A 14,834-nucleotide genomic window follows, 5' to 3' on the forward strand; every position below is an offset into this window, starting at 1 on the left:
CTCTCCGCTATAAGGTTGCCTCTATGTCGCGCGCCGCCTGATCCGGGTCTTCCGCCTGGGTGATCGGCCGCCCGACGACGAGAATCGAGGCGCCGGCGTCGAGCGCCGCACGCGGCGTGACGACGCGCTTCTGGTCGCCAACCACACCGTTGGCGGGGCGCACGCCGGGGACGACGAAGAAGCCGTGGGGCCACGCCTTTTTCGCCGCGGCCACCTCCTCGCCCGAGCAGACGATCCCGTCGACCCCCGCCGATTTCGCCAATTCGGCGAGCCGCACTACCTGCTCGTGCGGATCGGGGCTGAGGCCGATCGAGACGAGATCGCGATCATCGAGGCTGGTCAGCATGGTCACCGCGACGACCTTGGTGCCGCTGGGCGCGGCCGCCTTGGCGTCTTCGAGCATCGCGCGGCCGCCGGCGGCATGGACGGTTAGGATCGCCGGCTCGAGCGGACGCAGCGCCTGGATCGCCTTGGCGACGGTGTTGGGGATATCGTGGAACTTGAGGTCGAGGAAGATCGGCAGTCCGATCTCAGCCATTTCGCGCACGCCGTGGCGGCCATTGGCCATGAAGAACTCGAGGCCGAGCTTGATCCCGCCGACATGGTTGCGGACCCGCTGCGCGATGCTGCGGGCGCGATCAATGTCGGGGGTGTCGAGCGCGACGTACAGCGGCGCGCTCATGGCAGCGGATCGGCGATCAGCGGCGGGGTGGGGGAGATCGCGATGCTCGTGGAAGGCTCGGGGGAAACTGCGCGCAGATCGGCGAGCGCCCGCTCGAGTCCGGCAAGCCGCTGGCGTGAGCGCCAGCGTAGCGTCTGATAGGCGACCAGCGGCGGCAACAGGCCGACCAGGAAGGTGATGACCAGCAGCAGCGGCAGGCTGAAATCGGCGACGAGCCCCCCCCACAACCGGATATCGACGCGCTCGTCGCCATTGTAGATCACAAAGGCCGCGACGAGGCCGCCCAGCAACAGCCAGAACAGCACCTTCAGAAACCGCATGCCTTTCCTTTCCTCATGACGACACGACTCTAGGCCGGGTGCGCGGACTTGCCAACTCTCCCTCTCCCATCGGGAAGGGAGGGGAGCCGGCGAAGTCGGTGGAAGGGTGAGTGCAGGGAACAGCCGACCCTCACCCTTCCCACTCGCTTCGCGAGCGGGGCCCTTCCCTCTCCCGATGGGAGAGGGAGTTCAGCCGATCTCGCTTCGCAGCTCTGCGAACAACCCTGGGATTGCCGTCAGCCTTTCTTGCTCCTCGTCGAGGATCGCATGAAAGGCGCTGCGCTTGATCTCCGCCACCCGCGCCTCGGGCAGCCTATCCACGGCCGGCAATGCCGAAAGGACGATATCGATCAGCCGGTCAGCTCCATGCAGACGGCCCCAGAGATAGTCATTCTCGCGATAGGCGCGGCTGAAGAACGCGCCGAAGCTGTTGAACTGGATGCCCTTGAGCGACGCTCCGGCGCCGCCGGCACGGATCGTGGTGGCGTCGTCGGGCGAGATACGGTCGACGCGGATCGGATCAAACTCGTCCATGCCTTCGCCCTGGAGCAGCGGCAAGGTGGCGATGTCGAAGAATGGGAAGCCGAGATGCGCGAGCAGCATCGGCCGGCGCAGATCCTTCGACAGCGCGCTGAAGCCGTCGGAGAGCCGCAGGTCGGTCGCCTGATCGAGTGCCTTCAACTGCATCCGCTCGGCGAGCAGGTCGAGCACGGGGCCGGCATCGTCAGTCATGTCGCGAACTGCGTCGCGAAGGTCGACGAAGGTGTCGGTGCGTTTGAGCTCGAGATAGCCGGCGAGCGATTCGTAGATCGCTTCGCGCATCGGCAGCAGCTCGGCGTGCGAGCGCGGCAAATCGATCTCGGTCAGCCGCCGGGCAAGCAGCCGGAGCCGCCGGATGCGGAAGCCGAGATCGTGCGCGCGGAGGAATTCGAGCGTCTGCGGGCTCGCGCCGTTGGACAAGGTTGCGCCGAAGCGGTCGCCGCCGCGCGCCTGCACCGCCCGCGCGACGGTCGAGCGGATTTCGCGGAGGCGTTCGGGGGCATGGCGGTCGCCGATCGCGTACAGCAAGCGGGCGATGCGATCGATCGTGCCATCGACCTTAAGCAGGCCATACGCCGTATGGCCGTAGCCGGCTTTGGCGGCGGCGGCGACCTGCGCCCGGCGGCGCCATCCGGCGAGCCTCTTGGGGGTCGGGTAATCCAGCCAAAGCGTATAGCCGAACAGCGCCTCGACCTGCGTTTCCACTTCGGAGCGGATTTCCGCGACGATCGCGAGCATGCGCTCGATTCGATCCGACCGCCCGGCTATCGCTTCGAGATTGTCGCGGATCGGCTGCTCGCGCGGCAATTCGGAAAGCGCGCCGATGATGGTCTGGAAGAAGCCGGGCTTCTCCTTCGGCTTGCCGTAGAAATCGAAGCGCACCCCTGGGGCGGGATCGATGAAGACGAAGCGGCGATCGACCTGGCGGCGCGCCGGCCGCTCGCGCAGGGCATCGATCGCGGGGCGGAACGGCGCATTGGCGAGCACCGAACCGTCGATCAGCACCGCATTCTCGGCGCGGTTGTCCGACCATTGCTGCGGCAGCACCGATTCGAGGAACGAGTCGCGCTCGGGCCAGGCAGTGCCGCGCTCGGCAAGGAAGCTGTCCATCTCCTCGACCGTCGCGGGGGGGAAGGCGCCAGGGAAGCTCGACGTCGCGCGCGCGGCGAAGGCGAGCCCCGCGGGATCGGCAAAGGCGACGCCCTCGGCACCGTGATCGGTGAAGCGGAACACCAGCCTGTGCTCGGTCTCGATCACGTGGGCGGGCGAATTGAGGCGAAGCTCCTCGGGGTGGCCGCGGAAATCGGTGACGGTGACGAACAGGTCGAGCGGCTGGCCGGCCGGCAGCAGCCGCTTGTAGCGCGGGCCCGCTGCCATCGCGTCGAAGGCGTCGAGCAGCATGGCGAGCAGCCTTTTGCCGCCGAACGGAGGCTCGAACCAACGCGAGCGGACGAAACGCTCGAGCTTGAGCCGGACCTCCTCGCGCGCAGTCGGATCGACCGTCTCGTCGATCGTCTTGCTGCGATTGGCGAGCATCCACGCGATCGGCGTTGCCCAGATCTTGGCGAAGCGATGCGACGGCGCATGGCCCGGCTCAAGCAGGGCCTCGACATCGGCCTGCTCGATCCACATGTCGGTCAGCGGATCGAGCGACTGGCCGGTGGCGATCGCCTGGGCGAGGAAGACCGCGTTGATTCCGCCCGCACTGGCGCCCGACAGGATATCGACGAGCACGCGCAGATTGATCCCGGAAGTCTCGCGGATCTCGTCGATCAGCTGGCGATAGACGCCATTGCCGTCCTCGCCTTCGCGTGCGGCGCAGCTCGCCCGGGCGAGGCGCCATATCTCCTTGGTGATGCCGTGCATGTAGACCGCGAGGCTGATCCCGCCATAGCAGACGAGCGCGAGCCGCAGCTCCTTGTCGCGGGTCGCGCGCATCAGGCGGGCCGGATCGTCGCCCAGATCGGCAGATGGTCCGATGCAGTGCGCGAATTGAGGCTCTCATGGACGCCGGCGGTTTCGATCACGAGGTCGCGGCTCGCCATGATCCGGTCGAGCCGCGCCATCGGGCGGCGGGCGTGGAAGCTCTTGCCGGTGGCGGCAAAGTCGAAATGCTGGGCAAAATCGCGCAGGCAGCCGCTTTGCGCGCTCCATTCGTTGAGGTCGCCCATCAACACCGTCGGATATTGCTGCGCGCTGGCCTGGAGGTGCGCGATGATCGCATGCGCCTGGCGGCGGCGCCACAGCCCCGAGAGATCGAGATGCATACCGACGATTCGCAACACCTCGCCACGAATCCGCACCTCCGCCATCACTGCGCCGCGCGGTTCGAGCGCGGGGAGATGGACCGCTTCGCAGCCGAGGACCTCGGCGTCCCGGCGGACGAGCAGGGCATTGCCGTGCCACCCCATCGAGCGCGACCGCATGCCGAAGGGGATCGCCTTCCAGTCGCCATGCTCGGCGAGCAGATGGCCGGTGAGCACCGCCTCGCGCGTCCCGAAGCGGCGATCCGCCTCCTGCAGCGCGATCACGTCGGCATTCACTTCGCATAGAACCTGGAGCGTGCGCTCGGGCCGGCGCCGTCGATCGGTGCCGATCGACTTGCGCATATTGTAGCTGGCGACCTTTATCATCTGCGCCCCTTATCGCGGGGGCAGAGGGGAAAGGGCAAGGGCTTAGCTCGGATGCCCTTCGCCGCCTTGCTGGATTGCCGCTTCCTCGGCGGCGGCGAGCAGGCTGTGGCCGGTGGCGACGGCTGCCTCGGGCGTCATCGAGACTGCGACGCCGCTCGGGCCATCGAGCAGGACGAGACCCTGTTCGGCGCTTGCGACGCCCGGTTGCCCCTCGGGACCTTGCGGTGAGATCATGTCGCGCTCTTCCCTTCTTAGGTTGCCGCGTCTGTAGAACCGTCAGAAGAAAACAACTCGGCAGCGCGGCGCGCGTTCCTTCAGCGTCCGCCGGCTTCGAGCAGCCGGCGCGGCGCGGCAAGCTCCCAGCTGCGTGCGATACGGTCGCCGACATGCGCCCAGTCGGTATCGGCGCCGCCGATCGCGAGCCCGACCCAGTCGGCGCGGAAATATGACGGAACTGCGCGAACATCGTCCCCGCGACGAAGAAGGTCGGCTGGCCGTGGCTGGGGCGCTCATCGCTCTCGGGGAGATCGAGCGCGACCGCGCGGACCTGGTCTAGCGGGGAAGCTGTTTGATCCATTCGGTCATTACCCTCGGGTAGAGGCGATGTTCCTCGCGCAGCACGCGCTCGGCTAGCGTCTCGGCGGTATCGCGCGCTTCGATGCGCACCGTTGCCTGACCGAGGATCTCGCCGCCATCGAGTTCCTCGGTGACGATATGGACCGAGCAGCCGGCGTCGGCATCGCCCATCGCCAGCGCGCGGGCATGGGTGTCGAGGCCCTTATACTTCGGGAGCAGCGAAGGGTGGATGTTGACGATCCGACCGCGCCAGCGCGCGACGAAATCGTCGGAGAGCAGACGCATATAGCCGGCCAGGGCGATCGCCTCGACCCCGGCTTCGCGCAGCGCGGCGTCGATCCTGGATTCGTATTCAGGCTTGGGCATGCCCCTGGGGGATTGGGCGAAGGTGGCGATGCCCTGCGCCTCTGCCCAGGCGAGGCCGGGCGCGTCGGGCTGGTCGCTGGCGACGAGGACCACTTCATAGGGGCATTCGGCGGCGCGCGAAGCCTCGACCAGCGATGCCATGTTCGAGCCGCGGCCCGAGATCAGGATGCCGAGCTTCTTGCGCACCATCTCAGTCATTATGCGTGGCGCTCCAATCGCTTCGCGCACTCCACGTCTCGGCGGGGCCGAACACCGTGCAACCGCGCGCTCCCTCCTCGACGACGCCGATGCGGAACACCGTTTCGCCCGCCTCGGTGAGCGCAGCGGCAACGGTTTCCGCGTTCTCCGCCGCCACCGCAGCGACCATGCCGATCCCGCAATTGAAGGTCCGCGCCATTTCCTCGGGCTCGATATTGCCCTGTGCCTGAAGGAACGCCATCAGGCGGGGGAGCGGCCAGGCGGCCGCGTCGATGCGGGCGTGGCAGTTTTCGGGGAGCACGCGCGGCACATTCTCGAGCAGGCCGCCGCCGGTGATGTGCGCGAGCCCGTGAATCATGCCCTTGCGCAGCTGCGGGAGCAGGCTGGCGACATAGATCCGCGTCGGCGCCATCAGCGAATCGAGCAGGATCACATCCTGGTCGAACACCGCCGGACGGTCGAGCTTCCAGCCCTTGTCGGCGGCGAGTCGGCGGACGAGCGAGAAGCCGTTCGAATGGATACCGGTGGAGGCCAGGCCGAGCAGCACGTCGCCCGGGCGGATCGCGCTGCCGTCGAGCAACTGGTCGCGTTCGACTGCGCCGACGCAGAAGCCGGCGAGGTCATAGTCGCCCTCGGCATACATGCCCGGCATCTCGGCGGTCTCGCCGCCGATCAGCGCGCAGCCGGCCTGGCGGCAGCCCTCGGCGATCGACGCGATCACCCGCTCGGCGGTCTCGGGGACGAGCTTGCCGCTGGCGTAATAATCGAGGAAGAACAAAGGCTCGGCGCCCTGGACGATCAAGTCGTTGGCGCACATCGCGACGAGATCGACGCCGACGCCGTCGTGCGAATCGTGTTCGATCGCGAGCTTGAGCTTGGTGCCGACGCCGTCGTTCGCGGCGACGAGCAGCGGATCAGTGAATCCCGCCGCCTTGAGATCGAACACTCCGCCGAACCCGCCCAATGCGGCATCGGCGCCAGGGCGGCGGGTGGATTTGGCCAGCGGGCCGATGGCGCGGACCAGCGCATTGCCGGCCGCGATCGAGACGCCCGCCTGGGCGTAGGTATAGGCTTTTGGGTCGCTCATGCCGAGCCGCTTAGCGCCGAGTTGGCGAAACCGAAACTCAAACCTGCGCACCCTCACCCTTCCGGCGCTTCGCGCCTCCTTCCCTCTCCCGACGGGAGAGGGAAGGGGCCCGCCGCCGCAGGCGGTGGGAAGGGTGAGGGTGGCGGGAGATAGTAGAAGCCGCTTGGATTTCCGCGTCCGCTTCGCCAAAAGGGCGGCCGCATGCAATTGTCCCGGATTTCGCTCGCTACCGCTATTGCCGGCGCCCTCGCTCTCGCGGGGGCGGGCGTGGTGATGGCGCAAGGCGAGGGTGGTGGCGCCAGCGCAGTGCCGATCGACGCTTCGGGCAGCTTCGAGGTCTCGGGCGTCCAGGTCGACGTGACCGGAAAGACCGCCGACCTGGCCCGGCAGGGCGGCTGGCGGATCGCCCAGCGCAAAGGCTGGGAGATGCTGTCCGAGCGGCTGACCGGCAAGAAATCCACCTTGGGCGATTCGGCGCTCGACGCGCTGGTTACCGGGATCGTCGTCGAGCGCGAGCAGATCGGCCCGGCGCGCTACATCGCCCGGCTGGGCGTGCTGTTCGACCGCGGCAAGGCGGGATCCATTCTCGGCGTGTCGACCGCGGTAACCCGTTCGGCGCCGATGCTGCTGGTGCCGCTCGAATTTTCGGGCGGAGTCGGCCGGGTGTTCGAGCGCGAGACGGCGTGGTCGCGGGCGTGGAACCGCTTCCGTAGCGGCGGCAGCACGATCGACTATGTCCGGCTGCGTGGTACCGGGCCCGATGCGATGCTGATCAACGCCGGGCAGACGCTGCGGCGCGGGCGCAATTGGTGGCGCACCGTGCTCGACCAGTATGGTGCTTCGGACGTGCTCGTCGCCGAGGTCCAACTGCGCCGTGAATATCCCGGCGGGCCGATCATCGGCGTGTTCGCCGCCAATCACGGGCCCGACAAGCGCCCGATCGCCAGCTTCGCGCTGCGCGTCGACAATGGCGATTCGCTCGACGCCTTGCTCGACGCGGGCATATTGCGGCTCGACCAAGCCTATCAGAAGGCGCTCGCGTCGGGGTTGCTGCGCCCCGATGCGTTGCTGGCGGCGCGGCCGCCGCGCGTGAAGACCGCCGAGGAGCTCGCCGCCGAGGCTGCCGCGCTGGCCGCCGCGGAAGCGACGCCGACGCCCTCTCCCAGCGCCAGTGGCGACGCGACCGCGAGCTTCACCGTGCAGGTCGACACGCCGAGCGCGGCCGCGCTGACGGCGTCCGAATCGGCGGTGCGCGGCGTGCCGGGGGTGCGCTCGGCGGTGACCACCAGCCTGGCGCTGGGCGGGATCTCGGTGATGCGGGTCGGCTTTGACGGGCCGATCGCCAGCCTGCGCGCGGCGCTCGAGGCGCGCGGCTGGCAAGTCCAGGAAGGGTCGGGCGTGCTCCTGATCCGTCGCGGCGTCGCACGGCCGCCCGCGGCGCAGCCTTCGCCCACGGCCACGAGCATTCCGGCGATCAAATGAGTCAGCTGCGCCTGCCGCTCGGGCTTCCCGAGGCGCGCGAGACGGAATTTCTTGTCGGCGAGTCGAACGCCCGCGCGGTCCACCAGCTCGAGCATTGGGCGACCTGGCCGGTGATGTCGGCACTGCTTATCGGCCCGCGAAAATCGGGACGTAGCCTGCTCGCGCGCATTTTCGCTGCGAAGAGCGGCGGACGGATCCTCGACGATGCCGACCGCGCGAAAGACACCGAGGTCTTCCACGCCTGGAACCAGGCACAGCAGGAGCGCCGTCCGCTGCTGATCGTCGCCGAGGCGACGCCGCCGACCTGGGACGTCAAGCTGCCCGATCTGCGCTCGCGGCTCGCCGCCTCGCCCTTGCTCGAGCTCGGACCGCCCGACGACCTGCTGATGCCGCAGCTGATCGAGCGCGCCTTCGAGCGGCATCTGCTCCACGCCAAGCCCGATGTGATTGCCTGGCTGGCCAAGCGGATCGAACGCAGCCATGTCGCCATCCTGCGCGTTGCCGATGTGCTGGAGACCGAGGCAGTGGACAACCGACTGTCGATACCCGGAATGCGTGCGGTGCTCGTGGCAAATGGTCTCATAACCGAAACGGACGACCCCTAGGCGATGAACAAGGCAGCACCAAAGCAAGCCGCAGGGGGCGCATCGATGACCGATCAACCGGCCACGCCGGAAAAGCGTTACTTCAACCGTGAGCTGAGCTGGCTCGCATTCAATCGCCGGGTGATGGAGGAGGCTTGCAACCCCGCGCATCCATTGCTCGAACGGCTGCGCTTCCTGTCGATCTCAGGCTCCAATTTCGACGAGTTCTTCATGGTCCGCGTCGCCGGGCTGATGGGGCAGCAGCTCCAGCGCGTCGAAGCGCATTCGGCGGACGGGCTCACCCCCGGCCAGCAGCTCGTCGCGATCTCGGACGAAGCCGAGATCCTCGCCGACAGCCAGCAGAGCGTGTGGCATGACATCCGCACCCAGCTCGACGAAGTCGGCATCCACGTTCTCGAGCCCGAAGCGATCGAGGGCGAGACCGAGGCCTGGCTCGAAAACCATTTTCGCGAGCAGATCTTTCCGATCCTGACGCCGCAGGCGCTCGATCCCGCCCATCCCTTTCCGTTCATCCCCAACCAGGGATCGAGCGTGATCTTCGACCTTGTCCGGCGATCGGACCGCGAGCCCATCCGCGAGCTGGTGCTGCTGCCGACGACGATTCCGCGCTTCGTCCGGCTGCCCGGCGAACCGGCGCGCTATGTCGCGGTCGAGGTGCTGCTCAAGCATTTCACCCACCTGCTGTTTCCCGGCTACGACGTGCTCGGCTCGGCGGCGTTCCGCGTGCTGCGCGACAGCGATCTCGAGATCGAGGAAGAGGCCGAAGACCTCGTCCTGACCTTCCGCTCGGCGATCAAGCGCCGGCGGCGCGGCCGCGTGATCCGCCTCGAGATGGAGGACGGCATCGCCCCCGAACTCGAGGCCGTGCTCAAGGAAGAGCTGGGCGGCAGCGAGGCATTACTGACCGAGACCGGCGGCTTCCTCGGCATCGGCGATCTTTCGGCTCTGGTCGACGAGGATCGGCCCGATCTCAAGTTCACGCCCTTCGTCGCGCGCTTTCCCGAGCGGATCCGCGAATATGGCGGCGATTGCTTCGCGGCGATCCGGGCGAAGGACATCGTCGTCCACCACCCCTATGAGAGCTTCGACGTCGTGCTCTCGTTCCTCGGCCAGGCGGCGAGCGATCCCGACGTGGTCGCGATCAAGCAGACGCTCTACCGCGCCGGCAAGCAGCCCGCGGTGATCAACGCGCTGATCGCCGCGGCCGAAGCGGGCAAGTCGGTAACCGCAGTGGTCGAGCTCAAGGCGCGGTTCGACGAGGAGCAGAACCTCTATTGGGCGACTGCGCTCGAGCGCGCGGGCGTCCAGGTGGTCTATGGCTTCATCGACTGGAAGACCCATGCCAAGGTATCGATGGTCGTGCGGCGCGAAGGCAATGGCTATCGCACCTACTGCCATTTCGGCACGGGCAATTACCATCCGATCACTGCGCGCATCTATACCGACCTGAGCTTCTTCACGGCCGATCCCCGCGTCGGACGCGATGCGATGCAATTGTTCAATTATGTCACCGGCTATGTCGAACCGACCGCGCTCGAACGCTTGAGCATCAGCCCGCGCGACCTGCGCAACCAGCTTCTGGCGCTGATCGACGCGGAGACCGCGCACGCCCGCGCCGGACGCCCGGGGGCAATCTGGGCGAAGATGAACTCGGTCGTCGATCCGGCGGTGATCGAGAAGCTCTACGAGGCGAGCGGTGCGGGCGTCGAGATCGACCTGATCATCCGCGGGATCTGCTGCCTGCGCCCCGGCGTGCCGGGTCTCTCCGACAATATTCGCGTCAAATCGATCGTCGGTCGCTTTCTCGAGCACAGCCGCATCTGGGCGTTCGGCAATGGCAAGGGGCTGCCGGGCGACGGCGCCAAGGTGTTCATGTCTTCGGCAGACTGGATGCCGCGCAACTTCGATCGCCGCGTCGAGTTCATGCTGCCGATCCTCAACAAGACGGTGCACGATCAGGTGGTCGATCAGGTGATGGTGGCGAACCTGCTCGACGACGAGCAAAGCTGGCAGCTCCGGCCCGACGGCAGCTATGTCCGCGTCGAACGCGGTGCCGAACCGTTCAACCTGCACCGCTATTTCATGACGAACCCGTCGCTATCTGGCCGCGGCGCGGCGCTAGAGAAGCGCAAGCCGGTGCCGACATTGTCGCTCAAGCGCCGACGCGCAGCCAAAAAGGAAATTTGACGCCATGGCGACCGTACTCCGCAGACCGGAGCAACGTGCGGCCGCTCCCGCCAAAGCACGCGTCGCGATCATCGACATCGGCTCCAATTCGGTGCGCCTAGTCGTCTATGAAGGCGCGGCGCGACTGCCGGCGGTGCTGTTCAACGAGAAAGTGATGGCCGGGCTGGGCAGGGCGCTGAGCGAGACCGGCGCGATCGACAAAGGCGGGCTCAAACGCGCGCGATCGGCCTTGTCGCGCTTCGCCGCGATCGCGCGCGAGATGCAAGTGACCGAGCTGCGTACCGTCGCGACCGCGGCGGTTCGCGACGCCTCGAATGGCGGCGAATTGATCCGCACCGCCGAGAAATTGGGTCTGACGGTCGAGTTGCTGTCGGGCATCGAAGAAGCGACGGCTTCGGGCATGGGAGTGCTCTCGGGCATTCCGGACGCCGACGGCGTGGTCGGCGACCTGGGCGGCGGCAGCATCGAGCTGGTGCGGGTGGTCGCGGGTACGATCACCGATCGTGTGTCGTTCCCGCTCGGCGTGCTGCGGCTCGGTGCAATTCGTGCGGAGGGGAGCGGGATGCTCGACCGGCGCGTCGCCAGGTTGATCGCCGATGCGGGCTGGGCCGGCCGTGGCAAGGGCTTGCCCTTCTATCTGGTCGGCGGCTCGTGGCGCGCGCTCGCGCGGCTCGACATGCATCGGACCGACTATCCTTTGCCGGTGGTCCATCAATATCCGATCGCGATCGAGCGCGTCGGCGAGCTTGAGCAGGTCCTGACCGAAATTCCCCGCGCCGAGCTCAAGGCGATTCCCGACATCTCGGGTGCGCGTATCCCAACTCTCGGCGACGCCACCGCGCTGCTGCTCAGCGTGCTCCGGCATCTCGGCAGCAGCGGCAGCGTGGTATCGGCCTATGGGCTGCGCGAAGGGCTGCTCTATCAGCGGCTGACCGCCGACCAGCGGCTGGAAGACCCGCTGATCGCGGCAGCGCGGGACGAGGGTGAGCGCTCGGGGCGCTTTCCCGAGCATGGCGACTTGCTCGACGGCTGGATCGAACCATTATTCGACGATGCCCCGGAGCTCGCCCGGCTGCGCCACGCCGCCTGCCTGCTCGCGGACGTGGGCTGGCGCGCCAATCCCGAGTTCCGCGCCGAGCGCGGCATGGAAATCGCGCTCCATGGCAATTGGGTAGCGATCGATGCGGCGGGACGCGCGGTGATCGCCCAGGCGCTCTACACGGCGCTGGGCGGCGGACTCGGCTGTCCCGAGCCGCTCGAACGGCTCGCCGACACCGATTCGTTGGCGCATGCGCGACTGTGGGGGCTGGCGATCCGGCTCGGCCAGCGGCTGAGCGGGGGAGTCGCGGCGCCACTCAGGCGCTCGCACCTTGCCCTGGAAGAGGGGACGCTGGCGCTGAGCCTAGAGCATCGCGACGAGGCGCTGTACGGCGAAGCTGTCGAGAAGCGGCACAAGGCGCTGGCAGCGGCGTTCGGACGCGCGCCGGTCTTGGAGGTATAACTCGGCAAGCGCTCCTGCAAAAAGCAGGAGCGCAGAGTTTCACACGAATCGCTTTGCGGCTCTGGGCTCCTGCTTTCGCAGGAGCCCTAAGCTCAGCCGCAATGGGCGCGCGTGACTCTGCCCTTTTCGTCCACATCGAGGTTCAACCGGTCCTCGCGATAGTCCATTGTCACTGCCATTCCCGGCGCGATCCAGCGGATGTTCTTCGCGCCGGAGAGCCGCAGCGCCTGCTTGGCGACCGCTTCGCTGCGGGTCTTGCCGGTCAGGCCTGCGAGCCCGTCGGCGACACATTTGCCCGGCGGCGAGGGCGTGGTCTCGGGAGCCTTGTCGTATCGGCATGCGCCGGTGGCGAGCAAGGCAAGCGGAAGGACCAGACGGATCATGACGGTTCCTCGGTGCGAGTCATCTTGAGCTTGCCGTTGCGCACGGTGAAGCCGAGTTGGCCCTCGACAAGCTCGAGCGCATCGCGGCCGAATTGCTCGAACCGCCAGCCCTCGAGGATCGACAGATCCTTGCGTACGCCGGCGGCGAGCGCCTCCAGGTCGTCCGAGCGCGCGAGCAAGCGGGCGGCGACGTTGATTTCCTTGGCGCGGATCTTGAGCAGTAGCTTGAGCAGGTCGGCGACGAGCGCACCGTCCTTGCCCAAAGCGGGCTTGCGGTCGTCGCGGGGAGGGAGCTCGTCCCCCGACATCGGCTTGGCCGTCTCCAGCGCGGCCATCAGCCGCCCGCCGATATCATTGCCGCCCCAGGCTGCCGAAAGCCCGCGAATCTTGGCGAGGTCGCTCTGCTTGCGCGGCGGGGTGCCGGCAAGATCGGCGAGCGTCTCGTCCTTGATGATCCGGCCGCGCGGCAAATCCTTGCCCTGCGCCTCGATCTCGCGCCAGCGGGCGAGCGCCTTCAATCGGCCGAGCACTTCAGGCTTGCGGCTGGAGACTCGGACGCGCTGCCACGCTTCCTCGGGGTCGTTGTGGTAGTTTTCGGGGTCGGCGAGACGCTCCATCTCCTGGTCGAGCCAGGCGCCGCGACCGGTCTTCTTGAGCTTCTCGAGCATCTTGGGAAAGATCTCGGAGAGATAGGTGACGTCGCAGATCGCATAGTCGATCTGGCGCTTGTCGAGCGGACGGCGGCTCCAGTCGGTGAAGCGCGCGCCCTTGTCGACAGTGATGCCGAGATAGGTGTCGACGAGATTCGAATAGCCGATCTGCTCGCCCTGGCCGAGCGCCATCGCCGCGACCTGGGTGTCGAACAAGGGGTGCGGGGTCTTGCCGGTGAGGTTGTAGACGATCTCGATATCCTGCCCGCCGGCATGGAAGACCTTGAGCACGTCCTCGTTGTTGGTCATCAGCTCGAGCAGCGGCGTCATGTCGATGCCGCCCATCGGATCGACCGCCGCGGCTTCCTCGTCGTCGGCGATCTGGATGAGGCAGAGCTCGGGCCAATAGCTGTTTTCGCGCATGAACTCGGTGTCCACGCAGATGTACGGCTTGGTGGCGAAACGGGCACAGAGATTGGCGAGGGCGACGCTGTCCTCGATCAGACCATGAATATGCATCGGGGGCCCATATACTGGTCTTCGCGCGGGGACAATTGGACGTAGGTTTTATGGCTGATTGATGATCAGCCAAGGCGGTTTGGCGGGCGGCGGCTTGTCCTCGGGCGGGTTGGCGGCCCAGGCGTAGACGCCGAAGCCCGCCAATGCGAGCGGCGTTCCGAGATAGAGCGCCCAGACCAGCGCATCGAATTTGTAGCGCACGTAGAGGAAGCTGCCCTCGCCCATCAACGCGGGGAGGAAGGCGAGAAACTCGGCCATGAAGGCCTTGTCCTCGTCGGTCGTTCCTTTCTCGTGCTGCTCGGCCTTGGCGCGTAGCTCCGCGAGATCGACCGCCGAACCCGGGAGCAGTCCCTTGTAGCGCTTCTCGAGCTTGTCGACGGTGCGCTTGAGCGCGCCGCGTTTCGCTTCGGTCAGCCCGGGAAAGTCGACGCTCTCCACGGTCAGCACCGCGATGGCCTTGGTCAGGACCAGCGCCAGTCCGGCAAATCCTACGACGACGCCTGCAATGGCGAGGCCGAGCCGCGAGGCATGGGTCTGGAGATCGAGACTGCCGAGATTGGTCAGCGAACTGCCCGCGAAGATCCCCACCGCCGTCGCGGTCACGCCGCCGACCAGCCATTTGGCGGTGTCCCTGAGGCTCGCTACGGCAGCGCGGTTGGCGGCGAGGATCGCGCTCTCCGGGTCGGCGTCATCCGCCATCAATCGGGGTCATCCTCGAGGTCGAGCATCAGCATGGCGTTGTCGAAACGCTTGCCGATCTCCTCCGAAAGCCGGGCAAGGCTTGCCGGATCGAATTCCTCGACTCCCTTGACGACGACGATCGGCAGGGTGGCCCCGTCGGCAGCCTGCTCTCCGAGATCGAGCCCCTGCAGGATTTGGGTGACTTCCGAATCGTCGAGCTTGCCCGGCACATGAAAGGCCGGCCATCCACGGCGCCAATCGCGGCCCTGCTTGGTCGACAGCGGGGGCGACGGAGCAGGAGAGGATGCGGGCTTCGGGGCAGGGGTGCCGGTCCGCGCGTGCCGTGTAGCCACCTCGAAGGCCTTACCATGCGCTTCGAATCGGATCATACCGTCGATGTCGGGTGTCGCCTTGATCGCCATCT

At 67.2% G+C, this 14,834-nt stretch carries 15 protein-coding genes; 4 read left to right on the top strand and 11 right to left on the bottom strand.

The window, feature by feature from the left end:
* Nucleotides 1-7 precede the first annotated feature (7 nt).
* From pyrF to purM, 7 genes are all read right to left on the bottom strand, one after another.
* Nucleotides 8-682: an orotidine-5'-phosphate decarboxylase gene (pyrF, locus tag E5A73_RS02595; protein WP_135962220.1), complete on the bottom strand. Its 675-nt coding sequence runs from the start codon at nucleotides 680-682 to the stop codon at nucleotides 8-10.
* Entirely contained in the window at nucleotides 679-1,002 is a 324-nt protein-coding gene (locus E5A73_RS02600) for a LapA family protein (protein WP_135962221.1), read from the bottom strand. Before E5A73_RS02600 ends, pyrF begins: the two co-directional genes overlap by 4 nt.
* A 189-nt stretch (nucleotides 1,003-1,191) precedes the next feature.
* Entirely contained in the window at nucleotides 1,192-3,480 is a 2,289-nt protein-coding gene (locus tag E5A73_RS02605; RefSeq protein ID WP_135962222.1) for a patatin-like protein, read from the bottom strand.
* Nucleotides 3,480-4,175 (bottom strand): endonuclease/exonuclease/phosphatase family protein, encoded by a 696-nt coding sequence (locus tag E5A73_RS02610; protein ID WP_135962223.1) that lies wholly within the window; start codon nucleotides 4,173-4,175, stop codon nucleotides 3,480-3,482. The genes E5A73_RS02605 and E5A73_RS02610 overlap by 1 nt, the downstream gene beginning before the upstream one ends.
* Nucleotides 4,176-4,217: 42 nt before the next feature.
* Nucleotides 4,218-4,409 carry a hypothetical protein gene (locus E5A73_RS02615; RefSeq protein ID WP_135962224.1) on the bottom strand — a complete coding sequence of 64 codons (192 nt, stop codon included), beginning with the start codon at nucleotides 4,407-4,409 and terminating at the stop codon, nucleotides 4,218-4,220.
* A gap of 318 nt (nucleotides 4,410-4,727) precedes the next feature.
* Complete coding sequence (gene purN / locus E5A73_RS02625) at nucleotides 4,728-5,315, bottom strand: phosphoribosylglycinamide formyltransferase (RefSeq protein WP_240699977.1); 588 nt, start codon at nucleotides 5,313-5,315, stop codon at nucleotides 4,728-4,730.
* Nucleotides 5,308-6,402, bottom strand: a complete 1,095-nt coding sequence (purM, locus tag E5A73_RS02630) for a phosphoribosylformylglycinamidine cyclo-ligase (RefSeq protein ID WP_135962225.1) — start codon at nucleotides 6,400-6,402, stop codon at nucleotides 5,308-5,310. The genes purN and purM overlap by 8 nt, the downstream gene beginning before the upstream one ends.
* Nucleotides 6,403-6,603: 201 nt before the next feature.
* Here purM and E5A73_RS02635 point away from each other — a divergent pair, with 201 nt between their 5' ends.
* Genes E5A73_RS02635 through E5A73_RS02650 form a run of 4 tightly spaced genes read left to right on the top strand, consistent with a single transcriptional unit; the run spans nucleotide 6,604 to nucleotide 12,177 of the window.
* Nucleotides 6,604-7,884 (top strand): heavy-metal-associated domain-containing protein, encoded by a 1,281-nt coding sequence (locus E5A73_RS02635; protein ID WP_135962226.1) that lies wholly within the window; start codon nucleotides 6,604-6,606, stop codon nucleotides 7,882-7,884.
* A complete protein-coding gene (locus E5A73_RS02640) occupies nucleotides 7,881-8,489 on the top strand; it encodes a P-loop NTPase family protein (protein ID WP_135962227.1) in 609 nt (202 codons plus the stop codon). Before E5A73_RS02635 ends, E5A73_RS02640 begins: the two co-directional genes overlap by 4 nt.
* Nucleotides 8,490-8,534: 45 nt before the next feature.
* Entirely contained in the window at nucleotides 8,535-10,676 is a 2,142-nt protein-coding gene (locus E5A73_RS02645; RefSeq protein ID WP_240699978.1) for an RNA degradosome polyphosphate kinase, read from the top strand.
* 4 nt (nucleotides 10,677-10,680) lie between these two features.
* Complete coding sequence (locus tag E5A73_RS02650; protein ID WP_135962229.1) at nucleotides 10,681-12,177, top strand: Ppx/GppA family phosphatase; 1,497 nt, start codon at nucleotides 10,681-10,683, stop codon at nucleotides 12,175-12,177.
* A 92-nt stretch (nucleotides 12,178-12,269) separates the two neighbouring features.
* Here the strand turns inward: E5A73_RS02650 and E5A73_RS02655 are convergent, their stop codons facing one another.
* The 4 genes from E5A73_RS02655 to E5A73_RS02670 are packed head-to-tail and all read right to left on the bottom strand — an operon-like array spanning nucleotide 12,270 to nucleotide 14,832.
* Entirely contained in the window at nucleotides 12,270-12,560 is a 291-nt protein-coding gene (locus E5A73_RS02655) for an I78 family peptidase inhibitor (RefSeq protein ID WP_206366361.1), read from the bottom strand.
* Nucleotides 12,557-13,729 carry a ribonuclease D gene (rnd, locus tag E5A73_RS02660; protein WP_135962230.1) on the bottom strand — a complete coding sequence of 391 codons (1,173 nt, stop codon included), beginning with the start codon at nucleotides 13,727-13,729 and terminating at the stop codon, nucleotides 12,557-12,559. The genes E5A73_RS02655 and rnd overlap by 4 nt, the downstream gene beginning before the upstream one ends.
* Nucleotides 13,730-13,777: 48 nt before the next feature.
* Nucleotides 13,778-14,428, bottom strand: a complete 651-nt coding sequence (locus tag E5A73_RS02665) for a hypothetical protein (RefSeq protein ID WP_135962231.1) — start codon at nucleotides 14,426-14,428, stop codon at nucleotides 13,778-13,780.
* The gene (locus tag E5A73_RS02670; RefSeq protein ID WP_135962232.1) at nucleotides 14,428-14,832 is read right to left on the bottom strand and encodes a hypothetical protein; all 405 of its coding nucleotides are present in this window, start codon (nucleotides 14,830-14,832) and stop codon (nucleotides 14,428-14,430) included. The genes E5A73_RS02665 and E5A73_RS02670 overlap by 1 nt, the downstream gene beginning before the upstream one ends.
* Between the last annotated feature and the right edge of the window lie 2 nt (nucleotides 14,833-14,834).

Origin of the sequence: Sphingomonas gei, from assembly GCF_004792685.1 — a bacterium.
GTDB lineage: Bacteria > Pseudomonadota > Alphaproteobacteria > Sphingomonadales > Sphingomonadaceae > Sphingomonas > Sphingomonas gei.